This window comes from Ruegeria sp. AA3 (genome assembly GCF_056542905.1).
This window is the reverse complement of record NZ_JBQGAQ010000008.1, coordinates 110369-136299: the sequence shown is the minus strand read 5'-3', so window position 1 is coordinate 136299 and position 25931 is coordinate 110369. Positions and strand designations below refer to the sequence as shown.

The following is a 25931-nucleotide window of genomic DNA, read 5'->3' as shown; positions in this document are numbered from 1 at the left end:
GCAAAGTCTGCCTTTCTGAACTTTAGATTTGACTTTAACTGATCGCCTCCGCCACTACTGCAGTTGTAAAATATCCGGAACGCAAAGTTTTCTTTTTACCGGCATTTTGTCCGCACCATCCGATCGTTTCAGTCTTTTTGGCCCGTCTTTGACCTTAACCTTCGGCTTAGCCAGCGGGCCCTTTAAAGTCACTGGCCAGGGGCTTTTCGAAAGAGGTTCTCCGATTTTGCGGGGTTGGAGATTTAAGTCCAAGGCCTTGCCAGTCAAATCAACAGCGCCAAAGACGACGACCTGGACGTGATCTGTTTCCAATGTGGTTTGTTTCGTCGAGAGGTTTCCATTAGAAATAATAATCGGCGCTCGCAAACATACAATTGGAGCTACCTTTTGTTTGTCCTTGGTAAACACCCAAGGTAGCACCCCAAGCCCCGCCAGATCTAAAAGCTGAGTCTCAATCGAGCCATCACGCAGTGAGACTGTGGCATTGCCGCTCATGCTGTTAGCAAAATGCTTGGGTGAATCGGTTCCGCCTGTAACCGAAAAATCTGCATAGACTGTACCGCTTGCGCCCTTTTTGAAGTTCAGGTTGTGAAGAATATCATCCAGCTGCCAGCCACCTGCGTTGCCGGTCAAAGTGAGTAGATGCGCGTCGTTTGATAGATCCATTTGCCCGCTAACGTCGAAGCTTGCGCCTCCGTATTCAAACTTCAAAGGCCCAGCCTTAAGCTCGTTTTTGTTGAGCATCAGTTCGCTCTGCAAACTGCTGATGCCTTTCGCACCCTCTATGTGACGAAGGTCTACGTCGACATCCATATCCATACCGGACAAGAGAATTGAACGTCCGATAGGTTTAAGCGTTACATCTCTCAACGCACCTTGATCGCCTTCGTCTTCTTGCTTAGACCCTTTCTCCTCTGGCTCTGGACCGCCTATTTTCCGCAACTGTGCAGCGGCCTGTACGATAGTTCGGATCTGATCTATCTTTATCAGGTCACTCTCAATGGAACCCCGCAGCACCGGCTCACTTGTTGCATCATCTAGATCGGCCAATATCTGTAAGACAGAGTCGGCGACCTCAACATTGGCACTAGCGTTCCAATCGGTGCCTTCGCTAACAAGGTCGATTTCAAGGCGTGCCTGTCCGGTTTCGACGCGTTCAAGCGACAGGGCTTCCAAAAGGTCCGCTCCGGATGGGACTGAGACATCAATTCCCAAATCCAGGTCCTCGAATTTGAGTACATTCTTGACAGTGCCATGCACTTCAAGGTTCCAGACGTCCGTATCGCTTGTCTTCCCATCCAAATTCGTCAGCGAAAGCTGATTGATGTCACCGTTCAAGTGGAAGTCACCGGAAAACCTGCCAAGCTGGTCGTCTGGTCCCAACAATTCTGGCGAGATCAAACTGCTTGCCGGTATATCGATTAGGCCTTCTGCTGATATGCCTTGCAACTGAAGCGCGTCATCGACCGAACCGTTCAAAATGATAAACGGATCGGCGGGGTTTCCAATTCTCAGGTTGATGTTTCCGACCTTTAAGGCGCCTTCTGGTGTTTTGGAAAGCTCGGAGAACTTAATCGGTGGCGGGCCTTCGCCGGACGTGTCCAACGTGAAGCCGTTGGTCTTAATGACCATTTGTCGCTGCGGCACCTGCCCGGGTACGCTGTCAATAACCATGTCGACCGCGATAAGTTTAAGATCATATCGCGAGGCGGCTGGCGCTGGTTCCGCATCTTCTGGGTACAACCTAATTCGGGTTGTCAGCGATACGTCTTCCGAGTTGCCCAGTTCCCCGATCTGCCCCGTCAGCGAAAGGCTTTGCCCGCCATCCAACTCAGCCAATACAGATAGGCCGTCAATCCGTGCTACGCCGTCGACTGATTTGAACGTTACACCAATATTCCCCGTACCGTCCAAAACTCGGTTAAGCTTCAGGATATCGAGAAACTGGCCAAGTTCTGCAATCTCTATGCTCGTCTTCACTTGTAGGCCGTTTTCTTGAGGGACTTCATCTGCGGCAATCGCAATCTGTTCAAAGTTCACCGCCACTTGAAACGGGTCTTTCGCGGGAAATGTCGCGTTCAGCTCAAACCTCTCTCCGTTTAGCGAACCGGCCCCGACTGCCGTCGCAACATCGGTTTCCGTATCACGCTTTAAGAGCAGCTGAGGAAGCTGAAGGTCCAACTCAAGTCCGTTTAAATCGTTCTGATAAAAAATGGCGATATCAGTCAGATCAATTTTGCGGTCCGTCAGAATTCCGGCTAACGGCGGCGTCGGGGAATTTGCAGGTTTTCCGGCTTCAGCTTCCGTTTGGGAAATGGACTGCCAGTTTCCGAAGCCGTCTTTGTCTGTGATTAGGTTAAGATGAACACCTGAGAGCGAAAGACCACTTAGTGACAGTTTACTGTTCCAAAGGTCGCGCGCGGAAACTTCAAACTCGATCTCATCGATTGCTGCAAGTTTCACATCAGCATTCTGAGAACCGGGTAGTTCCAGCCCTGTCGCTGACACCTGCAATTGCCAACCAAGTCCCAGACGCACTTCATGTTCAATTCTAACGTCCTGACCAAGTTTCTTAGAGATCAGATTTTCGACGAAAGTAGTCCTGATCGAAGAAAACAACGCAGAAGACAGAAAAAGCCAAGCTGCCAACATAGCGACACACGCGACAACGAAACAAATCAATATACCTTTTGCAACGTATCGCACGTACTTCTCCTAAATTTCCGATTCATCCAGTGGACAGCCTAGACCATTTAATCATTAAGTTAATGGAGTATATGGTCAGTAAAGGATCTGAAATCTGAATGATCTTGACTATATAGCCGATATTCTCGCCTATTTAGTCGAACCGCTAAGAAGCGGGTAATCGATAGACGTTCGACTAGTGCTTCACGCCCGGTTTCTAAACGACAGGCTTGAGCGTTGCATGAGTGCTGACTAAATCGGTCCGACTATCCCTCCAACCGAGAGAAAGCAGGGTTCTTTCGATACCTTTCATTTATTCAGTAACTGCTACAAATGAATTCATAAAACAATGATGACACGACGAGCTCACTAGCCAGAAAACAAGAGGGTCAGGCTGCGTTTTGTTCCAGAGCCGGGGCCGTTACGAGACAGATTGTTCACATTGTCCGGCTCCTTAGTCGGAGTCAATATCGGTCTATTGCATCTCTTGGGTGGGGCCGATGGATCAAAGAGCGCTTTATGAGGCCTTGCGTTGGAAATGCTTACCGTGTTGCTGCAGTTTGGCTTGGTGCCGTGTCATCACTAATGCTGGCACTTGGCTTATCAGCTATAAATCTGCCTACGTGAACAGAATAACTCCCTCCCGATTAGGATCGGGCGCCCCAGCATGGGAAGAACTGGCATTCAATCATGAGTTACGAATGTCCGCTTGTGAGAAAACTCTGAAAGATGCAAATTTAGCCAACAGAAACCGAAATGCAGGGGGCATGATTGTCACCTATCGAAGCTGTACGTACGCCAAAAGACCGTTTTCTGAACTTGTCTGATTTCGCCTGGCATCCTCGATACGAAGATCAGTTGGCCGGGTATGAAGGCCTGCGGATGGCAAGAATAGACGAAGGTCCACAGGACGCAGAGCGGGTGTTCTTGTGCCTTCATGGACAGCCTTCATGGGGTTTTTTGTATCGGCATATGATCCCGGTCTTTCTCGAGACTGGCGCCCGAGTTGTCGTTCCTGACCTGTTCGGTTTCGGCCGGTCTGACAAACCTATCCAAGACAATTGCTACACTTTCACATTTCACAGACAGAGCTTGATCGAGTTGATTGAAACGCTCGATCTCAAAGGCATTACACTCGTTGTACAGGATTGGGGTGGGCTTCTTGGTCTTACCATTCCACCAGACATGCCTGATCGCTTCAATCGGTTATTGGTTATGAACACAGTTCTTGGCTTGGGTGGCCGTAGCAGCGAAGGGTTCGATGCATGGAGGGAGTTCCACCGAACCCACCCGGACTATGACGTGGCCGCATTGTTTCAAAAGTACGTGCCCGGCATGAGCGATGAAGTTGCGGCCGCTTACGCCGCCCCTTTCCCGGACGCGCGTTATCGGGGCGGGGTGCGGAAGTTCCCGTCGCTGGTGATGACCGAACCCGACATGGAGGGCGTTGATGTGTCACGACGTGCAGCGGCATGGTGGAAAACTGACTGGTCTGGCGACAGCTTCATGGCGATAGGAGAAGCAGATGTTCTGATCCCGCCGAGGCTGATGAAACGCATGCACGAAATATTGGGCGTAGTTCGCCCACCTCTGATGTTGCCAGACGCAGGACACTTCGTTCAGGAGGCCAACGGCGAACAAGTTGCTCGCGCGTGCTTGTCTGCGTGGGAAGATAGAGGGCATCCCATTTAGCCCTAAAGGTTGAGAATTACGAACTTCGTGCAGACCGCTGCATCAGTCACTTCGGGCTCTTCGCTGCCATTTTCCGCGACGAGCATGATTGACCGCACTCACCCCAGCATGTTCGCCGTTTGGGAACGGGAGATTTCATTTGAGCCATTCTCGTAAGTCTGCAATGTCCGGGTTAGTTCCAAACCGGAGCTTCACATCCAAGCGTGGTGATTTCCGTGTTGCGGACCAATCGAACCTTTGGATTAATTTATCTACAACTCAATCAAGGCATTAGAAACCAAGTCAGCAATCGATCTATCCCAAAACGGAAACCGTGCGAGGTGTTCTGGATCAAAATCCTTTGAAATTTGCTTTAAGTGTTTGTATTGCAGCCGGGCTTCATCAGTGTCCCCTGCCAGTGAATGAACCGCACTCAACAGAGCTAAATTCGCGGGCAATCCTGGCGCTGAATGGCTGGCCAACATCAGATGCTTGAGGGCGCTGCCGTAGTCTCCACCCACCAGTGCAACGAGCCCTGCATCTCGGTAATATAGATGTCGATAGGGATATGCAGGATCACAGCTCAGCGCGATTTGCGACAGCCTAGCCGCGTTTTCTAAATCACCTTCTGCAAGTTCGACTAACGCCATTGCATTGATGGCGTGATAGTAGTTTGGGTTAAGATTCAGGGCCTCCTCCAGATCAACGTGAGCAGCCTTGAGATCACCGAGACAGATGAGCGATAGCGTGCCGCGAACGGTCCGCACTAGGTGATCGTTTGGGTTACAAACACCCGTGTGGTTGGGTGTGGCGGCGTGTGGTCGGATGTGGCGGTTTGCACACCTGAAACTCAACGTGGCCAATAAGTTGATGTTGTCGGATGTCTCGGTTTGTGGTCTCTCGTGGCGATACTGAGACTCAATCATTATCCGCGTGCCGGGGGTTCAAGTCACTCTTCTGCTACCAGCATCCCCAAAGTACGGTACACTTGCTCATTTTGGTGACCAAATTGCTTGTTGATCGCTTGGAGCAGCATATGAAGTTGCATCAGGCGCGATAAAACAGATAGCGATCAGGTGCGATGGTTTCAGGGCCCTGTATCGGGGTGAAACCTACCAGGGGTTGTCCTGATATCAGCAAGCCGCCGGGGCACATCACCTGTTTGACCAGAGGGCTCAGGCGGGCTGCTTCGGCAACGTCGTCTGACTTGATCCCGCGACCAAAATCATAGTGCGCTAGTGCGATAGTATGGCCAGCTTCCGCCAATTTCAGTAACATCGGTTCCGCTTCGCCTTGCAGAAAATCTTCTGCAGGAGGCGTGCTGTCAGGATGGCATTGCAATACGCGATCCATTACCCAAATTCGGCGTAAAGGCAGGATCTCGCGTAAATGGTCATAGGTACGTCCATTGCCCAGCCCCAAGTCTAGAACATCTCCGTCCATGGCGTCGATCTGTGCAGCGGCCCAATTCAACCCGTCGCGTTGCGCGGTCAGGCGTCGCAGCATGGAATCCAGTCGACTCATTCGGGTTCTCCTAGAATTTCGTCGCATGGCGCAGTCCAAGGAATTCCTGGCCCATCAAGCAGCCTGTGCAACAGGTCTTTCGTAAACGTCCAGATGTCCTGATCATGGACCAGATGATGCGTCAACACCCCAAATGCTTCTGCATTGTCTGCGCGCCCGGTGCGTCGATCCTGTAGCAGCACGACCACCTGCGAAATCAGCGTATTCGGGTCAGCCAAGCCGCGAGTTCCGCGCCAGTCGATAGGATCGAGATGCGTATTTACCTGCTCGAGACCAAGAGCGGCGAGTGGTGATTTCCGAGGTGTTGCGGTCGATATTATCCGAAAACCCAGCCCTCGGAGATGTGCTGTAACTTCAGGATCAATCCGGTTCCAAGGTGGCACAAACATCGGGCGTAACTGATCACCGAACAGATTCTGTAGCCGATTCAGTCCGGCCCTTGCGTCAGAAACAATGGCTTCGATTGGTCGGTGCAAACGGAACTCGGCTTTCTTTTCACCGATGGGTGCGTGGTTCTGATGCGCCCAGCCATGCACAACCGGGATTAAGACGGTGTGATCACGCACATAATCCGCCAATGACACCTCAGCTGGGCGCGGGATCACCGCCAGATGGACCGGCAGTCCCAGCTCAACGGACATCACGGTGAGATTTTCGAGCTGTGGCGTCACCGTGATCGAGTCGTCATCGCGCCACCACAAGGGTAGCGTCAAGTCCGCTTCTTCCCAGCGCTGCAACTCAGTCATCAAGGGTTGCCAATCAAGGCTCATCGGCGGGCCTCATACAAGTCTGTCGCAATTTCCACCGATCGACGGGCGCCATCAAAACCTTCAGTCATTGGAGGACGAACAAGACCCGACATGACACGATCCAGTGCGTTCAGCAGTGAGGATCCGGATAGTTCAGAACTGTTCAGTACCTCAACCCCTTCCAATTGCGAAAGCGCACGCGCACGCAATCCCTGCTCAACCTCTTTGCCGTCGTCGAATGGGATCAACACAGCAGGGGCACCGCATTGCAGCAGGTCCATGGCAGTATTGTAGCCGCACATACTAACCGAGGCCGCAACAAGCGGAAGCATTTGGCGAAAATCGGGGCGAACGGGTTCCAGAATAACCGTTGCCCCCTCGGCCAACTGCGAAAGCTCGGCGATGCGCGCTTTGGCATCCTGTCCTCCGACCAACAGGCGCCAGCGCCTGTTGGGCATCTTTCGGGCGGCCTCAATGGCCGCCTGAAAGATCGGTTGGCCAACTGATCCGCCACCGGCACTTACGATGATCTCGTCCCGACCTGTATCCTCCGGATGGCTTGGTGGTGCGCTCGGTGCGACGAAACCAGTGTAGTGCAGCTGTGCTGCCAGTTGCGATGAAACAGGCCAACTGATGTCGAGCGGTGTGATCCGAGGGTCGGCATGGACCAGAACACCGTCATAAAACTCTGCAATAACTTCGTCCGTTCGGATCGCTTTTGCAGGCTTTGATGGCGGCGCAAGAATATCGCGGATTGAACTCAGTATAACAGGGGGGCGAGAGATCCCCCGCGCGACTTTTATTGCCGCTTGGAACTCTGCTGCGAGCGAACGTCGTCCAAACGGATATAGCTCGGTGATCAGAACCTGCGGCCCGAAGCTGCGTACTGCCTGAACCAGTCCGGTTGCGCGTGCTTCGAAATAGGCGGCGTCTGCAACGGTACCATCCTGATCTAGCAATCGGGTAAAATCGGTGCCATCCGACCTCAGCGGCGGCAAACCCAGCAGAGACATCCCGGTCGTATCCAGCTGCGGTGCGGGCATACCTCCGGAAACGACAAGAACCTCATGGTTCTGATCAGCGAATGCGCGCGCCAATGTCAGTGCCCGGCTCAGATGCCCGGTGCCCAACAGGTGGGTAACGACGATCATCACCTTCATTTTCGGGCCTCACGCGCAAGCAGGCGGACGGGTTCGGGCTGGGTCCGCATCGGATTCAACTCGATGACAAACAACCTGTTGCGTTTAATTTTGAACGGGGCGGGGCCTGCAAAGTTCCAGCCCCAGGCCTTGGCCAAAATCACCCGCATGATGCCGATATGGCAGACAGCAAGATTGTCGCCCGTCAGGCCATCCAGCCATGGCGCGATTCTTGCCCAAAGTTCTGCCGGGCTTTCACCGTTGGGTGGTCGATAATCCCAACCCCACTCTTCAATATGACGATAGCCGCTGTCGGGAATTGCGATCAGGTCCACGCCGCGTTGCCCTTCCCAATCTCCCCAGTTCATCTCGGTCAACGCTTTGAATGTTTTGGGGGCTTTGCCAGATACAAGTTCAGCGGTTTCAGCTGCGCGACTTAGCGGGCTGGACCAGATCGATGCAGTATCCCACGGCGGTGGCAGACGATATCCTGCAAGCTCGGCACGGGCATCAATATCCAGGGGAATATCGCTGCGACCCTGAATGCGACCTGCGCGGTTCCATTCGGTATGTCCGTGGCGCAATAGGGCAAGTCGGGTCATTGTCATTTCTCCAACAAGGGGCGCACGGCAGTCCAGAACCGATCCGTCGCCGACGGGATCAGATGGCGTTGCGCGATGTAGGCGCGGACGCGATCACCCTCGGTTCGCCGAAGGTCGGGATCATCCAAGAGCAACTGTATACGAGCGGCCAGCCCTTTGGTGCCCGAACTTACATTGGGATGATCAGAGGGCATCAGTACATCACGCACGCCGGGGCGATCTTGTGCCACGACCGGGACACCGCTGGCCTGGGCCTCAAGATAGACCATGCCATAGGCTTCGTTGACGCCGGGCCAGACAAACAGCGATGCCTGACGGTAGTGCTTTTGCAATGTGTCTCGATCGAGCTGACCCAGAAATCTGACGCGGGACCCGAACCGCGCCATCAGCGCTTCGACTTCGGGGCGGGCAGGGCCATCGCCAGCGATGTCCAGCACCCAATCGCCTGTGAGATGCTCCAGCGTCTCGGCCAAAATCGTGTACGAGGCCAATTTGTCCCCTGGACGCATCATACCCACGGTCAGCATCGGGCCATCGCGGGTAGATGCGGAAGGCAATTCAGCAACAGGTAGAAACGGGGGCAATTCTACCAATATTTGTGCGTCGAATTTCTCGCGCTTTAGCGTGATCAGATCGTTGGCTGTGTGATAAAATATTATCTGCGCGGCATCACAGGCGTCGTGCGCCGACTGGGCAAAGCCGGCCCATGGACCCGAGAGCCGACTGGTGGCACGGGTGCTTTCCAGTTGTACATATGGGATACCCCGCGCGCGACATACTGCGGGGCCCAATAGGTCCGGCGCTTTGTAGTAGTTGTGATATGTCACCCAAAGGTCTGTGTCCGATGGCAGTTCCGTGATCAGCCGCGTAGCTTCGACCATCGCTTTGTCTCGCAACTGATCCTGAAGTGGGAGCTCACCCTTCTTGTCGTAAATCCGCAGGTCTGATGCGAGTTCAACAATGTTGTTTTGGGCGCGGATTGCGGTGATCAGGTTGCGTGCCATTTCGCGGTCGCCCGAAGGCTTGGGGCTGTCGGGGGATTTCATCGGCGCATAAAAAGCCACCCAAGCCATCACCGACCATCCGTGCACAATGCGTTTAACCGCTCGGACAGGCGACGTATGCCCGGATCCATACGAAAGTCGGCGATCAATCGGTCATACGCTGCCTCTGCCATTTGCGCGGTTTTGGCCGGGTTTTGGGCAAGGTTGGAAATGGCGGAGGCCAACGCTACCGGGTCGTCCAACGATAGAATTCCATGGACGCCAGTTTCGATGAACTCTGGGATCGCCGATATGGGCGTCGACAAAATCGGAAGGCGCTGAGACGCCGCCTCCATCAACACGTTGGGCAGGCCATCCCGGTCACCATCTTCAGCAATCCGGCTGGGCAGCACAAACAGGTCAGAGCGGCGCATCTCGGCAATGACCTCAGGCTGGTCGCATGCACCCATCCAGGTGACCCGATCTGACAGCCCTGCGGCATCGGCCTGTGCACTCAGTTTTTTGGCCAGTGTTCCCCCGCCGATATGGGTCCAGTGCCAGTCCAAAGTTTGAGGGAGCAGAGCAAACGCGTCGATAAGGCGATCAAAGCCCTTTTTCTCGACCAACCGCCCGACTGAAAGCATATAAAAGGTTGCCTCGACCGCCCGCTGGTTACGCTCAGGGGGCGCCGGAAAACGGGACAGGTCCAGACCGTGATAAATCAACTCAACGCGCGCAGGATCATCGGCCAATTCGCGCAAATGCGCTGCACCGATTGCGGTGCAGGTTGCCCCAAAAGTGGCTCCGTGACTTTTCAGGTGCAGCTTTTCCGCCTTTTCCCAGTCTGGCGAAGTCCAAATATCTTTGGCGTGCGCTGAGAAACTCCACGGCAGGCCGCGCATGATCGCAGCGTAACGGGCGACCGACGATGGCGTGTGCATGAAGTGCGCGTACAACGCTTGCGTTTCCTCAGGTAACTCGGCAGCTAGCACGCAGGCCTGTCCGAACCGGCGAATGCGGTTATGGGTTTGGTCTCGGCGCAGGTCTTGCCGCCAGACCCGATAGGCCTCTTGGTATCCGGGCAAACCCGAAGCGACGGCGCGTGCAGCGGCGAGCCGTTCTGGTTCGTCATAAAGGTATTCTGGCAGATAGCGTACTTGCCCATTGAAACGATCATGCAGCGGGTGTCGCTTGGCGTCGGTCGGATGGCGCAAAGACCAGATATCGAAGTTGTGGCCAGCCTCCTGCAAGGCAACGAGTTCTTGGGCAATGAACGTCTCGGACAGGCGCGGCCAGCCTTTGACTAGCACCGCAAGCCTGGGGTGTTTTTTGATCATCCTGTCGCGCGCTCTTGTTCTGCGGCTAGTAGTGCGGTGATGCGATGGGTGACGTAGTTCAGACCATCCAGCAAACCGGCGCTTATGGCTTGCGACGGCAAGGGCTGAAGGGGAAGATTACGGATCGCGTGGATCATCGCGTCCGCCGTCAGACCGTCACGATTTTCATCGAGCATTCGCACCAGTCCAAGATCTTCCGCGCGAGAGGCGCGTATCCATTGTTCCAGACGGGGTGTTGTGCGCGGGACGATGACCGCGCGCTTGTCGAAGGACAGTACTTCGCAGAATGTATTGTAGCCGCCCATGCAGACCACACCGGCTGCTCCGGCGAACAGCGTTTCGATCTGAGATTCAAAGCCTACAGCTGTGACCCGGCCATCAAGTGCGGCGACGCGGGTTTCAAAATCCTCGCGCAATTCACCTGACAGGAATGGTCCATAGACCAGCACGGCACGCGGAGATAGGTCTGGGTCTTTCTCATAGGCGGACAGCACGAGGTTGACCATCGCTTTGCCATCGCCGCCACCGCCGGGCGTAATCAGGATATAAGGTTGCTCGGGCGGCTCACCGACAGGCCCCAGATCACGCCTTAGATATCCGGTCCAGTGCATGCGTTGTTGCGCTGCCGGACTGAGGCGTAGACCTTGTGTCGGGTCATAGATCGAGCGCAAGCCATATACCCAGATCTCATCGTAGAAACGCTCGGTTGCCGAGATCGCTTCTTTGCGTTCCCATTCGGCGGCCAGTACATCGGGTTCGTCCAGAACATCGCGCAGACCCAGAACCAGCTTGGTCGAACCCGAGCTCTCAAGATATTCCAGCGTCGGCAACAATTCACCGCGAAACCCGGTCGGTTCTTTGTCGACGATCAGAACATCTGGGTCAAATTGCGTAACAGCTGTTTGGATAAGGCTTGCACGCAGCTCAGTTACATCATCAATCCCCATGCCAATGGTTTGTGAGGCGTAAGAACCGTCCGAGCGTTTGGTGACGCCAGGCAGGCGAACATGGTCGACCCGTCGTGGAAAAGTAAAACGACCCGCTACCGGAGAGCCGGTCAAGATCAAAGCCGAAGCGCGTTGATCGGCCTGTGTAATCGCTGCCGCCAAAGCTCGAGACCGGCGCAAATGGCCCAGACCGAACGTGTCGTGACTGTATAGCAGGATACGAGGCGCGCGGCCGTGATGTTCGTTTTTGTTACCTCGGCTCATGCCTTCGCCTGTTTCGGTTCCGATGCAACTCCGCGCGTTTGCACCTGAGTATCCTATTTCATTCGCGCCTGCGCGCAAAAGGTGGGAATTTTTCCCTGCAAATGCGCCAAACATTGCGAATTGGCAACAGCATATTCGTTACCTTGTCGTCAACGTGACGCGGCCCCTTTGTTGGCGATTGCCCGCAATGAACAAGATTGCGTGCGATCCTAGGGCTCAGGCCGTCATATTCAATTTTTGGTTGCTTGAAAATACCTTATCCAGACGTTTGCGCCGAGGCCACTTGCCATTCGCAAAGATGCCTATGCGTGCGCGGATGATTTGAACAGCAGACCAAGCTTCTGTAGTCTTGCCGGCAACTGTGATTTGGGTGCGAGACACTATGAAAACGAATATTCTGGCCGGGCTGTTTCTGGTGCTTTGGGCCGCAATCCTTGCATGCGTACCCGAAGCAGAGGCGCAAACCTCGCTTATCCCGGGATATCCAATTGGATCGTCCGAAGAAACCAGCACATCAAGTTCGGCAGAAGAGGGCGATCTGGCAGCTGCGATCCGCGCGGCTTCTGAAGCTGGTGCAAGTGTCATCGTAATCGACAGCGCGGGACAGGTGGTTTCGTCAGCCAATAATGGCGGGGCAACATCTGATCCAGAGGTCGCTGACCCGATGGCGGAAGGGTCTCAACTGATGAAGGCTCAGGAGCGGTTCTCGAAATTTAGGGAATCTGTGCGCTCGCGTTTAGAAGCGCTTCCGTATTCGGTTTTTGAGGTGCAGTACGTTCTGAGACAAACCAGCCCGGATGGCCGTATTCAGACCTATTTCGAGGTCTTGGCCTGGAACATTGTTTTTCTTCTGCTGGGACGCTGGTTATCGACCGAGATTTACGGAAAGCGTATCGCCAAGCGTTGGGTTGTTGCCCGCATCAAGGAAAACCCCGTTGGCTATCGCGAGAAAATGCCTTTCTTGGTTTACCGCTTCGTAATGGGCATCGGTGGGACGATCTTTGCGATGCTGATGGCGCTGATCGTGGGGTATCTGTTCTTTGGCGAAGCCGAGGATATATCCATTCAGTTCACTGTCACCGCGATTTTTACTGCGTTCTTCCTGTCGCGCACGGTTGCGGACTTGTGGCGGATGATCTTGTCACCGTTTCTCAGCCAGTACCGTTTGCCCCCGTTTTCCGATCGGGACGCCAAGCGGCTATACCGGTGGGCGTCGGCAATCGCGACGTTTGATATCTCGGTCGTGCTTTTCTCGACTTGGGTTGCGGATTTTGGGCTGAACTACAATGTTTATGCCTTGGTTTATGGCAGCCTGACTCTGGCCGGTGCGCTGGGCAATCTCTTGATGATATTGTTCAATGCCCGCGCGATTTCTCATGCGATCCGTGGCGGGCGTTTGCCCGAACAAGTTTCGTGGATATTACGATTTATCTCGTTCGCCTGGGCGCCGGTATTGATGCTCTACATCGTGTTCAGCTGGTTCAAGCTAGCAGTTGATCTGGTTTTGGAGATCGAGGATTCCGTCCCGATCGTAGCCAGCAGCTATGCAATATTCATGTCAGTGGTCGTTGCATATGGTGCGATGAACTATTTGCTGGAACGCTACTTTGATCGCAATCGTCAGATCGCGGAACTGAATACCGAAGCAGATGAGGCCGAGGTAGGTGAGGCTGCAGCGCTTGTCACACCCGAGGCTGAAAAGCGCAAACACGCCATATTGACCTACGAAGATCTTGCCCGAAGGGTGGCCGGTATTCTGGCCTTTGTGGTGGGGCTATATGCGCTGGTCGTGATCTGGAATCCGCAAGCTAACTGGAGCGATGATCTGCCCATCGAGCGAGCGCTTGATGTGATGGTGATCTTGTTCATCGGCTACATTCTGTTTCATTTTTTCCGGGTCTGGATCGACAGCAAAATTGCAGAAGAGGTTGATGATGGTGCCGCTGATGCCGAGCTTGGCGATGAAGGGGGCGAAGGTGGACAGAGCCGGCTTGCGACATTGCTTCCCCTGTTTCGCGGTGCGATCCTGGCTGTGGTCGTTGTCACCATCGCGCTGATTGTATTGATGGAACTGGGGATCAATGTCAGCCCGCTGTTTGCGGGTGCCGGTGTTGTAGGATTGGCCGTAGGATTCGGGTCGCAAACGCTGGTGCGCGATATCTTTTCGGGTGCGTTCTTTCTGATGGATGATGCATTCCGTAAGGGTGAATATATCGATATCGGCGATGTGAAGGGAACGGTTGAAAAGATCTCGGTTCGGTCCTTCCAGTTGCGACACCATCTGGGCGCGCTCAACACGATTCCCTTTGGTGAGATCAAGGTGCTGACCAATTACTCGCGCGATTGGGTGATCATGAAGCTCCCGTTGCGTGTGACGTATGACACGGATGTCGAAAAAGTACGGAAGCTGATCAAAAAATTGGGTCAGGAATTGCTGAGTGATCCGGTGATCGGAGAAAACTTTATCCAGCCCCTGAAATCTCAGGGCGTGATCGAGATGCAGGATTCGGCGATGATTATCCGGGTCAAGTTCATGACCAAACCAGGCGATCAGTGGCTGGTGCGCAAGAAAGTATATCAAGATATCCGTGAACTGTTTGCCCGCGAAGGTATCCGGTTCGCGCATCGCGAGGTCACCGTAAGGTTGGCAGACGGCAAAGAGGCCGAAGACTTAACGCCAAAGCAGCGCGAAGCGGTTACAGGCGCTGTTCAAGCTGCGATTGACGAGGATTATCTGGATGATATCGGGCCCGGCGGCGACGATCGCTAAGGCGGCTCCCGCCTCTTTGAGCGGCGTCTCGAATGAGACGCCATCCAATGCGTTTGGCCGGGCCGCGCTCCGAGCGACAGTTGGTCTACCTGGCGAGTGAAGGCCAGACTGGTTCTGATGATCCAAGCTTTGAGGCGGGCAGAGACCATCGCATCTTGGAAGTGCCTACAGTCAGTGCTGGTTTCAAACGGTGACCTGCTCCCCATCCGGATTGTTCTTGCACATCCGAATAATCTGCAAGTGACGCACCGGTGATATCTACTTCAGTATCGCTTTTGGCGAGAGTGGCGAGTAGTTCTGCGGTTCGTGCAAGAGAAAGCCGAGCATCCATGACCGCTTGACCGGATGCAGCCTCGGCCAGAGCCGAAAGAATAGCAGCAGCCATCAAGTATCCAGTCGCGTGATCGAGTGCCTGCACAGGTAGCGGGGTTGGCTCGTCGACCCCGGCCCATTCCATTCCTGCGTGCGCGATCCCGGCGCTCATTTGGACCAGACTGTCAAAACCCCGGCGTGTCGCCCAAGGGCCTTGCCAGCCATAGGCGTCTAATGTGACCTCGACCCTGTTGGGGGCAAGCTGATCACGCTTGGATTTACCCAAACCAAGCGCGTCGAGGGCGCCGGGGCGATACCCATGTACAATTACGTCAGCTTGTTTGAGCAGTTCCTGAAGTTGTCCAATTCCCGCGGGTGATTTCAGATTCAGATAGGCGCAATGCTTGCCCAGTGAGATGTCGGGAATGACGCCAGGCTCATCCCAGCCAGGAGGGTCGATCCTAAGGACTTCGGCCCCAAATCCTGCAAGTGTTCTTGTAGAAACCGGCCCTGCCAGTATTCGTGTGAGGTCGAGCAGGCGTAGCCCTGCAAGGGGGCGCTCGACGGTCGCCTGTGGCCGGTCGCGTAGCTTGATATTCCGTGGGCCTTGCCAGCCGATCAATGGTTCACGTGCGAGTACACGTCCCTGCGGATGGTCATGCCATTCTGCACGACTGCGCATCGCGGCAGCAACCCCACCCTCCGCGACAATTGCGGCTTCGAGTTCCGAAATGGTCCTGTCTCGGATCGCGCGTTCAACCGATGACCGATCAGGGTTGACCTCGAGTACCTTCAAAGCAGCAGTGCGGTGATGCGGCAGATTGGTGTGCAGTCTGATCCAGCCATCTGAGGCCTGATAGTCGCCTGCGATCGCGTCCCAAAGGTTGGGCATGTCCCATCCGTCGGGTTTGAATGAGAAGCCATACCATAGAGAAGCCAACCGATGGTCCACGGAAACATCCGGCGGTTCTGGCGACAGGTTGAGCGCAGTCACAAGGCGTGACATTTCCTGACCAACAGCAGCAAAACTGGCCGTTGCCAGTTCTGAGACTGCAAAAGCGCTGGGCCGCGCGCCCGCCCCTTTGACCCGATATGTGTCAGTTGAAGGGAGGGCGGATAGCAGGCTCATTGCTGGTAGGGGTCCAGACTGTCGCGCAGCCCGTCGCCAAGGAAGTTGAAGGCCAACACGACTACGATGATTGGTAGCATCGGAATCGCCGTCCACGGATAAATCTCGATCGAAGCAAGGTTCTGCGCGTCATTTAGCATGACCCCCCAGCTGACCGCCGGGGCGCGCAGGCCAAGACCAAGGAAGCTGAGCGCGGTTTCACCGAGGATCATCGCTGGTATCGACAGTGTGGCGGATGCAATCAGGTGCGACATGAAGTTCGGAAGCAGGTGCTTGCGGATCACGCGACCCGAGCTTGCGCCCATCATCTCGGCGGCGCGAACATATTCCTCTTCCCGTAACGAAAGGAATTTGGCGCGTACGGATCGGGCAAGGCCGGGCCAGTCGAGTATGCCGAGAATGATCGAGATGATGAAGAAGACAGCAACAGGACTCCAATTCGAAGGCACGGCTGCAGACAAAGCCAGCCAAAGCGGGAGTTCCGGAAGGGAACGCAAAATTTCGATCACACGGTTTATGACCCAGTCGATGCGCCCACCAAAATACCCGGCCATTGATCCGAATAGGATGCCGAGGAAGAAAGACACTGAGATGCCGATCAGGCCTACGGTCAGCGACAATTGGGCGCCGTAAAGAATTCGACTGAAGACATCACGTCCCAAGCGGTCGGAGCCCCATAGGAACAGCGTGGCGCCTTCAGGTGCACAGAACAGGTGGGTGTCGGATTTTATCAGGCCTGCCAGTTTGTACTCGGAGCCTTCACAGAAGAACCGGATCGGGCGCGGGTCTTCTGTGTCGGGTACGAACTTCCATTGGAAGGTTTCAAGATCCGCTTCTGCAACAATGGGATAGACATAAGGACCTATGAATTCGCCCTCGTGGAACCAGTTGACAGACTGGGGTGGGGCATAGAGGTGCTCACCGTTTCTGTCGTTCGGTCCATAGGGGGCGATGAATCCCGCGAAGGGTAGCATCAGATAGCACAAAAGCAGGAATATACCTGAAATCAGACCCAGCTTGTGTGTTTTGAACTTGCGCCAGACTAAGACCCAATTTGGGGCATCGAGATCTGCACGCTCAAGCTGCTGGAGCGAGGCTTTCGGATCAAACGGGGCTTCGTCGACATAGCGACCATCGGGGCGTTCACTCATGCTTCTCGCCCCTCATACCGAATGCGCGGGTCAAGCATGACCAGCAGGATGTCCGAGATCATGGTACCGATCAGCGTCAGCAAGGCCACGAACATCAGAATGAAAGCAGACAGGAACTGATCCTGTGTTTTAAGCGCGGTCAGCAATGTTGGCCCGATGGTTTGCAGACCCAGAACAACCGAGACCAGAACCGAACCTGAAACCATCGAAGGCAGTAGGTTGCCAATATCGGCAACAAAGGGGTTAAAGGCCACCCGCAGCGGGTATTTCGTCAACATCCGCGACGGGGCCATCCCCTTGGCGATAGCGGTTTCAACATAAGGCTTGCCCAACTCATCCAGCATGTTGGCACGCAGGCGCTGCATCATTGCCGAAGCGCCCGAGGTGCCGATAACGAAGGTCGGAACGATCAGGTGAACAAGGATGGATTTCAGCTTGTCCCAGTTCATCGGTTGACCCTCAAAGGAAGGGTCCATCAGGCCGCCAATTGGCAGGTTAAAGTAGCGATGGCCGTAATAGAACAGGATCAGCGCCAGCAGGAAGTTTGGCGTCGCAAGGCCCAGATACCCAACAAAAGCAGAAGTATAATCGATCCATGTTCTTGATTTGGCCGCCGCAAGAACGCCCAGCGGCAGGGCCACAGCATAGACGAATAGAATGGCAGCCAGATTAACCACGACAGTCAACCAGAGCGTATCGCCCACGATCTCGCGCACGGGGCGGTCAAATTCGAATGACCAGCCATAATTGCCCTGCAAGAGGCCCTCGAACCCGTGCGGGCCGGGCCAGAAGCCTATCCAGATCAGATATTGTTCCGGCAACGAACGATCCAGAGAATACTCTTTGCGCAGAAACTCGGCCTTAGCCACGCCCGCAGATTGGCCAGAGGCCTGCAACTCAGCGATCTGGTTGCTGAGATAGTCGCCTGGGGGAAGGTTGATGATCACGAAGATCAGTACCGACACCACCAACAGCGTCAGCAGCATCGTGAAAAAGCGATACACCGCATAGCGCAGCATGACCATTTAGCTGCTCCTGATCAGTCGGCGAAGAAAAACTCGTCGGGACGATGAATGCCGAAATGCGCACCGGGCTCCCAGGCCCACATGGCCTGTTCGGGCACGTTCTTCAGCCGGTTTGACACAACGATTGGCTGCGGTGCGCCGTTAAGAATACCAATGGCATACAGCTGATCCGCGTGAATTTTCAGCATCTCAGTCCAGACTGCCGCGCGCTCTTCATCGGTTGTGGCGATTTCCCAGTCATGCGCGAGTTTCATGAGAAGTTCGGCTTCGGGCATGTCTGGTGGCTCGCCTGATCCTCCAGCTGTCTGGTAATACTGCCCCCACTTGGGCCAGGCCAGAAAGACCTGATCGGTAGGCGCCAGATAGGCAGGCGAGGTGTGCAATTGCGGGATGCCGTCATCCCAGCCAAACCAGACTGAGGCCATCGTGTTGCCCGAGAAGACCCGATTACGCAGAATGTCCCGATCCAGGGGGCGCATCACAAGTTCGACACCGATCTCGCGCCAGGTATCTGTAACGATTTGGAGGGCATTTTCTACTTCCTGCCTCTCGCCTGCTGTTTCGATAACCAACTCCATAGGACGTCCGTCAGGCAGTAGGCGAATGCCGTCTTTATCCCGCTCGGTCAATCCAGCCTCATCCAACAGCGCATTCGCCATATCGACGTCGTAGTCCGCCCAAGCCTTTGCATTTGCTTCGTCATAGAATGGCGACGCAGGCAAAACTGACATCGCGCCGGGATGGGCCAGCTTAAAATAGAGCGCTTGATTGATTGTTTTGCGGTCTATCGCGAGGGAAAGGGCCCGGCGGACGCGCACATCACGTAGTACGTTGCGCCAGGCTTCGTCTTCGAAGTTCAGGTTTGGATAGATGGCGATTTGGGATGCGACTCCGGTCTTCCACAAGAGCGTTTTGTAGTCTCCTTGCGCTTCGCCTTTTTTCAGGATCGACGCGTCGCGGAATGCCAGCCCGCGCCCTTGCAGGTCACTTTCACCCGCGTTAGTCTTGGCCGCGACAAGACCTGGGGCAACAATCTCCATCTCGACCACATCGATATAAGGGAGCTGCACCCCCTTTGAATCAACCCTGTGATAGTAGGGGTTGCGGATGAAGCTGTGCCGGATTTTCTTGCCCGAGCTTGCATTGAGCCAGGGCTGCAATGTGGGCAATTCGTGATTGTCATATTTGTACAGGTTATCCAGCTTGTTATGCAGCGCCGCCCAGCTTTTGACCCGCGCGTCTTCGACCTGAAAAGCCAGTTCTTCAGGATCGGCAAACTTCTCGTGGTATTTTTTGAGAAATTCTGATGGGCGGTAGATAAACGGTGGGCGTGCCTGTGCAAGAGATTGCAGAAAGTCAGGGTTCGGATTTGCCCACTCGAACACGACGGTCGTTTCATCAGGGAAAGTTACCGTAGGCGCCTTACCTTCAACCAGCAAAAAATCAGGTGGGCCTGATGGGCTGAGCAACTCGTTATTGGCGACGTCTTCCCACCAATATCGGAAATCCTCAGACGTAAACGGAGTGCCGTCCGACCATTTGTGATCAGGGCGTAAATTCAAGGTAAACTTGCGATTGTCTTCGTTTTCGAAAGAGGCCAACAGATCGGGCACGATGTTGTATTCATGGTCAAAGCCGACAAGCCGCGCATAGCCATAGACCACCATCTGGCGGATGTCCTTGGACCGGGTAACCATGGTTCGCAATGTTCCGCCGGGGGCTCCGAAATCGCGCCCCTTCGCGGCCAGATCAACGATTAGCGGGTCTTGCGGAATGCGGTCGGCGACAGGTGGCAACTTTCCACCTTCAACTTCGGCTTTCCAGTAGGGGATTTCCTGAAGATTGGCCGGGACTTCTGCCGTGGCGGGCAGCCCTGCTGCAACGACCAGCGTGGTCGCCAGAATCAAACGATGAGTGGTCTTAAACATGGCAACGTACCTTATGGCCGGGCTCCAACTCTACCAGCGAGGGTATCACGGTGTCGGAAAATCGAAAGGCGTCATCCCAACTGTCGGGCGAACCCGCGCCCAAAGCAACCAGTTTCAGGTCTATCGGACGATTGATATCCGGTTCAGGCTGGGCGGCAATCAATGCCTTTGTGTAAGGATGACGTGGATTATAGAAGAGAGTTTCAGGCGGGGCTTGTTCAACCACCAGCCCCCGACGCATCACGGCAACTTCATCAGCGATGCGCGCGACAACGGCGAGATCATGCGAGATGAACAGGTAAGACAGGTTCAGACTGTCTTGCAGGTTTTCGAGCAGGGTTAAAATTTGTTCCTGCACAGATACATCTAAGGCCGAAGTAGGCTCGTCACAAACGATCAAAGCCGGGTCCAACATCATCGCGCGGGCGATAGACAGACGTTGCCGCTGCCCGCCTGAAAACGCGTGCGGATAACGTTTGAGCATGTCTGCGTTCAGTCCGACCCTCTGTAACATTTCGGCTGCTTTATCGCGCTGTTCTGCTACTGTTCCGAGGCGGTGAATTTCCAACGGTTCGGTCATCGCATCCTGAATGCGCATTCGGGGACTAAGTGAGCTATACGGATCCTGAAACACCATCTGCGCCTTGCGCTGGAAGGCAGTACGCTCGGCGCGCGTCATGTTGTGAACTGTGAGCGGATCGGCTTCCTTATTTGTCCGGAACAGCACTTCTCCGCCGGGGTCCGGCAATTCGGCGCCCAGAGCGATACGCGCTGCGGTGGTTTTGCCCGATCCGCTTTCGCCAACGATCGCAAGTGTTTTGCCGCGTGCCAGCTTCATATCGACGCCGCGGCAGGCGTGGATCAGCTTGTCGGCTCTCCAGCCTTTGCTGGACCGCATCGTGTAGGTCTTCGAAACCCCGGTCATCTGCAATATCAGGTCTTCATCGGGCATCGGCATGCCCACCGCATCCTGGTCAGGTATTTCTGGTGCTGCATCGAACAGTTGCTGGGTGTAGGGATGCGCCGGGTCATTCAGGATCAGGGCGGCTGGACCGGCCTCCATCACACGACCTTTGTGCATGACAACAACCTGCTCGGCCATGTTGGCGACGACACCCAAATCATGCGTGACCAGAATTAGCGCCATACCGGTTTCACGCTGCAGTTCTTTGATGAGCCCAAGAACCTGCGCCTGAGTTGTTACATCCAGCGCAGTGGTTGGTTCGTCCGCGATGAGCAATTCAGGTTTAGAAACCATCGCCATCGCGATCATGGCCCGCTGTCGCATGCCGCCGGACAATTCAAACGGATAGCTGTCGTAGGCGCGGGCCGGGTCGGGAAAGCCCACCCGTTCAAATTGCGTCAGTACTTCTTTGCGTGCCTCAGATTCAGATGCGCCGCGGTGCAGCCAAAGAACTTCGCTGACCTGGTTCCCAATTTTGTGAAGCGGAGAGAGTGAGCGCATCGGCTCCTGAAAGATCATCGACACCCGATTGCCTCGAATGTCACGCATTTGACGTTCGCTGAGTTGAGTTAACTCCGCTGTGCCTCTGGAATCGTTCAGGGTAATCGTACCGCTGCGGATTTGAGCGGTGCGGGGCAGAATGCGTAGAGCAGCGCGACACGAAATCGTCTTGCCCGATCCAGATTCACCAACCAATGCAAGCGTCTGTCCAGGCTCGACATCAAAGCTGACATCTCGAACCACGGAAGGACCCTTGCCGAAGCCGATGCTGAGGTTCCGAACGGACAACAACGCACTCATGCGGGTTTTCCACCCGTCTGGCCGCTAGGTAACATCGGCTTTGTGAACTCCCTGTCTTTTTTTTCGTAGTTTCGCGCGGTTCGGGCGGGGTAGTCAAACACCTTCTGCACCTGAAACGTCGCGGAATCGTGAATTCTTGGCAGTGCGCCTACACATTCCCTTGAGAATTTGTCACTACCTGGTCGAAAGGCACACGAAATGTGCCGTGTCTACAAATAGGGGTAATCGTTGTGCCAGAAGCTCAAAGTCGTCTAGATTTGTTTATTGATCGCATGGTCTCGCAGCGTGCTTGTTTGGATTATGCAATCGCGCAGACCACTGGGCATGAAGGCCCGGTATTTGAGCTTGGGCTGGGAAATGGGCGCACTTATCATCACATGGTTCAGCATATAAAGGACCGCCCAGTTTATGTTTTTGAACGTGCGGTCGCCTCGCACCCCGATTCAACACCGCCCGATGATCGCGTAATTTTGGGTGACGTGCGTGAAACGCTGCCCGCATCGGTCGCGCAGTTTGGCGCGTCGGCCAGTCTGATCCACGCCGATCTAGGGGGACATAACCGGCAAAAGAACGATACATTTGCCCGTCTCGTCTCACCTTTGATCGAGCCGCTGTTGGCGCGTGGTGGGTTGATGGTCTCGAGTGATCGCATGTATTTCGAGGATTTGACCGAGCTGCCGCTGCCGAGTGGTGCGGTTGAGGGTCGCTGCTTCATCTATCAACGCTGATCTGCCGTAGGGTCACTTTGTGATCGGACTCGCGCTGTTGCACTGGGGCGGTCTAACGTTTGGGGTGTGAAGCCTCAGAGGGGATCGTCAAATGCTGTTCTATGATTGCTCGACCGCGCCCAGCCCACGGCGAGCCCGGATGTTCATTGCAGAAAAAGGGTTGGAGATTGAGACGCGCGAAATCTCGATCGCAAATGGCGAGCATCTGAGTGATGCCTTTCGGGCGGTGAACCCCGGCGCGACGATCCCGGTGCTGATCACGGATGAAGGTTCTGTGCTCACCGAAAATCTCGGCATTGCGGCCTATCTCGAAGCGCGTTTTCCTGAGCCTGCGTTGATGGGCCGAACAGCGGATGAAAAGGGCAAAGTTCTGATGTGGAACGCCATTGCCGAGCAGCAATGCGGTGCGCCGATTGCCGAGACGTTGCGCAATACCCATCCCTCGTTCAAAGACCGCGCCATTACAGGCCCCGCGAACTATGCGCAGATTCCCGAACTGGCGCAGCGCGGAACTGCACGGGTGGGCGCGTTTTTTGATTTACTAGAGGCCCGTCTGCGCGAAAATGATTTCGTATCAGGGGGCGCATTCACGCTCGCTGACATCACCACATTTGTATTTGTCGATTTTGCACGTGTCATCAAGATGCGCATTCCTGACGACAACACAGCCACACAAGCTTGGTTTGATTCCATCCGCGCGCGACCAAGTGCCCGGATTTAACGCGCGTTTTTATACAAGGCACAGAACTGTACAGAAATGTCTAGACAGAAGTGAACAGTGAGTCTAGCGTCCCCAGCGAGTCATCCAGGGAGGTTGGGATGAAATCGCAGTATCGCGTAGTGGTAATTGGCGGCGGCGTTGTGGGCGCTTCGGTTCTGTATCACCTTGCCAAGTTCGGCTGGTCGGATGTGGTGATGTTGGAGCGTCGGCGCCTGGCCTCGGGCTCGTCCTGGCATGCGGCGGGTGGCATCCATGCGCTGAACGCCGATCCCAACATGGCGTCGCTTCAGGCCTATACTATCGATTTGCTCAGCGAGATTGAAAAGGAATCGGGCCAGAATATCGGCCTACACATGACCGGTGGCCTGACGCTGGCAGGCACGCCCGAACGTTGGGAGTGGCTGCAGGCCAACTACCGCATCTTCCAGTCCATCGGCATTGACGATTGTGAGTTGCTGTCGCCGGAGGAGGCGCAGAAACGCTGCCCGATCATGTCAACCGACGGCGTGCTAGGCGCAATGTGGGCGGACCGCGAAGGCTATATCGACACCACTGGAACAGTTCAGGCCTATGCCACGGCGGCTAAAAAGCGCGGAGCCGAGTACTATGAGGAAACCAAGGTCGAACGCCTGACGCAGACCGCGGATGGTTGGGAAGTTGTGACCGACAAGGGCACCATCACGTGTGAGCATGTGGTCAATGCCGCAGGTCTTTGGGCCAAGCAGGTGGGCCGTATGGCAGGGGTGGAACTGCCGGTGTCGCCACTCAAACACCACTATCTGATCACTGATACAGTGCCTGAGGTCGCCGAGGCTGATTTTGAGATGCCGATGACTGTCGACCTCGAAGGTTTTACCTATATGCGGCAGGACCAGAAGGGTGTTCTGGTTGGCATCTACGAAGTCGATCATGAACACTGGGCCATGGACGGTGCGCCTTGGAATTACGGCGAAGAGCTGTTTCAGGAACAGCTTGACCGGATCGAGAACGAATTGACGCTGGGCTTTGAACGCTATCCGTCGATCCAGAATGTCGGCATCAAGACATGGGTGAATGGCGCGTTTACCTTCTCGCCTGATGGCAACCCGTTGGTCGGTCCGGTCCCGGGCAAGCGCGGTTATTGGTCAGCCTGTGCGGTGATGGCTGGGTTCCTGCAGGGTGGTGGCGTTGGCAAGACACTGGCCGAATGGATGATCCATGGCGAGCCCGAAGCCGACGCTTGGCCGATGGACGTGGCACGTTATGGCGATTTCGCTCAGAACAAACGCTACATCCGCGAAACAACTGGTCAGTTCTATTCCCGTCGTTTCGTGATGACCTACCCGAACGAGCAGCTGCCCGCAGGCCGCCCGCTGAAAATGGCTCCAGCCCATGACGCGATGACCGAGGCAGGCTGTAAATGGGGTGTTAGCTGGGACCTTGAAGTGCCGCTTTATTTCGCGCCGAATGGGTTCGAGGAGACGCCGACGCTCAAGCGGTCCAACGCGCATGACATCGTGGCTGAGGAGTGCAAGGCGATCCGCGAAGGTGTGGGCCTGCTTGATATCTCGGGTTTCTCGCGGTTTGAGGTCTCAGGTCCGAATGCCGAGGCGTGGCTCGATAAAGTCATGGCCTCAAAACTCCCCGCGCCGGGTCGGGCTAAACTGGCTCCAATGCTGGGTGAGAACGGACGGCTCAAGGGTGATCTAACCGTGCTGAACTGGGGCGACGGGACCTGGTGGATCATGGGCAGCTACTATCTGCGTGCCTGGCATATGCGCTGGTTCGATGATCACATGATGGACGGTTTGAACATCCGCGATCTGGGTGAGGAGTATTGCGGTTTTGCCGTGGTTGGACCGAAGTCGCAGGCGGTGGTCGAGAGATTGGCAGAGCAGGACATCTCGGGCCTGAAATTCATGGGTTGTGGTGACTTCGATATCGGACTGGTCCGCGCCCGCGTTGCCCGGATGTCAGTGACGGGCGAGAAGGGATATGAGATCAACTGCCGCTATGGCGACCATATCAAGCTACGCCGTATGCTGTTGGAGGCCGGGGCCGATGAGGAAATCCGCGAATGCGGTTTCAACGCGATGCTGTCGACGCGGCTTGAGAAGAGCTTTGGTATCTGGTCTGCAGAATTCACCCAGCTCTATACACCCGGCATGACCGGGATGGATCGCTGGATCGACTGGGACAAGGATTTTGTCGGCAAAGATGCGGCGCTGGCCGAGCGCGATGGCAACGGACCAGCGCAGGTACAGGTGACGCTTGAGGTCGACGCGTTGGACGCGGATGCCAGCGGGTATGAACCCATTTGGGCAGGCGGCGAACGTGTGGGTTTTGTGACGTCGGGAGGCTTTGGGCACTACACAGGCAAGTCCCTGGCCATGGCTCTGGTAGATCGCGACAAGGCTAACCCAGGGACAGAGCTGTCGGTGCATGTGGTTGGCGTTGAACGCCCAGCCCGCGTGGTTGAGCCGTCGCCGTACGACCCGCAGGGCAAAGCGATGCGAGGTTGA

At 55.2% G+C, this 25931-nt stretch carries 19 protein-coding genes; 5 read left to right on the top strand and 14 right to left on the bottom strand.

The genetic code is table 11. The features are described from left to right. Positions 1-54 precede the first annotated feature (54 nt). On the bottom strand, positions 55-2706 hold the full coding sequence (locus ACR0JR_RS15150) for an AsmA family protein (protein WP_480456869.1): 2652 nt from the start codon (positions 2704-2706) through the stop codon (positions 55-57). Positions 2707-3456: 750 nt separating this feature from the next. Between ACR0JR_RS15150 and ACR0JR_RS15145 the strand changes: the two genes are divergently transcribed. Beyond that, positions 3457-4377 (top strand): haloalkane dehalogenase, encoded by a 921-nt coding sequence (locus ACR0JR_RS15145; protein WP_480456867.1) that lies wholly within the window; start codon positions 3457-3459, stop codon positions 4375-4377. A gap of 251 nt (positions 4378-4628) precedes the next feature. Here the strand turns inward: ACR0JR_RS15145 and ACR0JR_RS15140 are convergent, their stop codons facing one another. From ACR0JR_RS15140 to ACR0JR_RS15105, 8 genes are all read right to left on the bottom strand, one after another. Then, positions 4629-5123, bottom strand: coding sequence for a tetratricopeptide repeat protein (locus ACR0JR_RS15140; protein WP_480456866.1), 495 nt, complete (start codon positions 5121-5123; stop codon positions 4629-4631). A gap of 280 nt (positions 5124-5403) precedes the next feature. Beyond that, on the bottom strand, positions 5404-5880 hold the full coding sequence (locus ACR0JR_RS15135) for a class I SAM-dependent methyltransferase (protein WP_480456864.1): 477 nt from the start codon (positions 5878-5880) through the stop codon (positions 5404-5406). After that, positions 5877-6650 carry a polysaccharide deacetylase family protein gene (locus ACR0JR_RS15130; protein WP_480456863.1) on the bottom strand — a complete coding sequence of 258 codons (774 nt, stop codon included), beginning with the start codon at positions 6648-6650 and terminating at the stop codon, positions 5877-5879. Before ACR0JR_RS15130 ends, ACR0JR_RS15135 begins: the two co-directional genes overlap by 4 nt. Beyond that, entirely contained in the window at positions 6647-7789 is a 1143-nt protein-coding gene (locus ACR0JR_RS15125) for a glycosyltransferase family protein (protein WP_480456861.1), read from the bottom strand. Before ACR0JR_RS15125 ends, ACR0JR_RS15130 begins: the two co-directional genes overlap by 4 nt. Beyond that, positions 7786-8370, bottom strand: a complete 585-nt coding sequence (locus tag ACR0JR_RS15120; protein WP_480456859.1) for a histidine phosphatase family protein — start codon at positions 8368-8370, stop codon at positions 7786-7788. The genes ACR0JR_RS15125 and ACR0JR_RS15120 overlap by 4 nt, the downstream gene beginning before the upstream one ends. A gap of 2 nt (positions 8371-8372) precedes the next feature. Then, on the bottom strand, positions 8373-9443 hold the full coding sequence (locus ACR0JR_RS15115; RefSeq protein ID WP_480456858.1) for a glycosyltransferase family 4 protein: 1071 nt from the start codon (positions 9441-9443) through the stop codon (positions 8373-8375). After that, positions 9443-10690: a glycosyltransferase family 4 protein gene (locus tag ACR0JR_RS15110; protein ID WP_480456857.1), complete on the bottom strand. Its 1248-nt coding sequence runs from the start codon at positions 10688-10690 to the stop codon at positions 9443-9445. Before ACR0JR_RS15110 ends, ACR0JR_RS15115 begins: the two co-directional genes overlap by 1 nt. Beyond that, complete coding sequence (locus ACR0JR_RS15105; RefSeq protein ID WP_480456856.1) at positions 10687-11901, bottom strand: glycosyltransferase family protein; 1215 nt, start codon at positions 11899-11901, stop codon at positions 10687-10689. Before ACR0JR_RS15105 ends, ACR0JR_RS15110 begins: the two co-directional genes overlap by 4 nt. 382 nt (positions 11902-12283) lie before the next feature. Here ACR0JR_RS15105 and ACR0JR_RS15100 point away from each other — a divergent pair, with 382 nt between their 5' ends. Further along, positions 12284-14671, top strand: coding sequence for a mechanosensitive ion channel domain-containing protein (locus ACR0JR_RS15100; protein WP_480456854.1), 2388 nt, complete (start codon positions 12284-12286; stop codon positions 14669-14671). Positions 14672-14756: 85 nt separating this feature from the next. Here ACR0JR_RS15100 and ACR0JR_RS15095 read toward each other — a convergent pair whose 3' ends face one another. The 5 genes from ACR0JR_RS15095 to ACR0JR_RS15075 are packed head-to-tail and all read right to left on the bottom strand — an operon-like array spanning position 14757 to position 21981. Next, complete coding sequence (locus ACR0JR_RS15095; protein ID WP_480456853.1) at positions 14757-16112, bottom strand: CoA transferase; 1356 nt, start codon at positions 16110-16112, stop codon at positions 14757-14759. Continuing rightward, positions 16109-17263 carry an ABC transporter permease gene (locus ACR0JR_RS15090; RefSeq protein ID WP_480456851.1) on the bottom strand — a complete coding sequence of 385 codons (1155 nt, stop codon included), beginning with the start codon at positions 17261-17263 and terminating at the stop codon, positions 16109-16111. The genes ACR0JR_RS15095 and ACR0JR_RS15090 overlap by 4 nt, the downstream gene beginning before the upstream one ends. Next, positions 17260-18288, bottom strand: coding sequence for an ABC transporter permease (locus ACR0JR_RS15085; protein ID WP_480456850.1), 1029 nt, complete (start codon positions 18286-18288; stop codon positions 17260-17262). The genes ACR0JR_RS15090 and ACR0JR_RS15085 overlap by 4 nt, the downstream gene beginning before the upstream one ends. Before the next feature lie 14 nt (positions 18289-18302). Continuing rightward, positions 18303-20216, bottom strand: coding sequence for an ABC transporter substrate-binding protein (locus ACR0JR_RS15080; protein WP_480456848.1), 1914 nt, complete (start codon positions 20214-20216; stop codon positions 18303-18305). After that, positions 20209-21981, bottom strand: a complete 1773-nt coding sequence (locus ACR0JR_RS15075) for an ABC transporter ATP-binding protein (protein ID WP_480456846.1) — start codon at positions 21979-21981, stop codon at positions 20209-20211. The genes ACR0JR_RS15080 and ACR0JR_RS15075 overlap by 8 nt, the downstream gene beginning before the upstream one ends. Positions 21982-22211: 230 nt before the next feature. Here ACR0JR_RS15075 and ACR0JR_RS15070 point away from each other — a divergent pair, with 230 nt between their 5' ends. The 3 genes from ACR0JR_RS15070 to ACR0JR_RS15060 all read left to right on the top strand — a co-directional run bounded on the left by ACR0JR_RS15070 (position 22212) and on the right by ACR0JR_RS15060 (position 25931). Then, positions 22212-22709: a class I SAM-dependent methyltransferase gene (locus ACR0JR_RS15070; RefSeq protein ID WP_029621662.1), complete on the top strand. Its 498-nt coding sequence runs from the start codon at positions 22212-22214 to the stop codon at positions 22707-22709. A gap of 91 nt (positions 22710-22800) precedes the next feature. Continuing rightward, complete coding sequence (locus tag ACR0JR_RS15065) at positions 22801-23430, top strand: glutathione S-transferase family protein (protein ID WP_480456845.1); 630 nt, start codon at positions 22801-22803, stop codon at positions 23428-23430. A 98-nt stretch (positions 23431-23528) separates the two neighbouring features. After that, a complete protein-coding gene (locus tag ACR0JR_RS15060; RefSeq protein WP_480456843.1) occupies positions 23529-25931 on the top strand; it encodes a GcvT family protein in 2403 nt (800 codons plus the stop codon).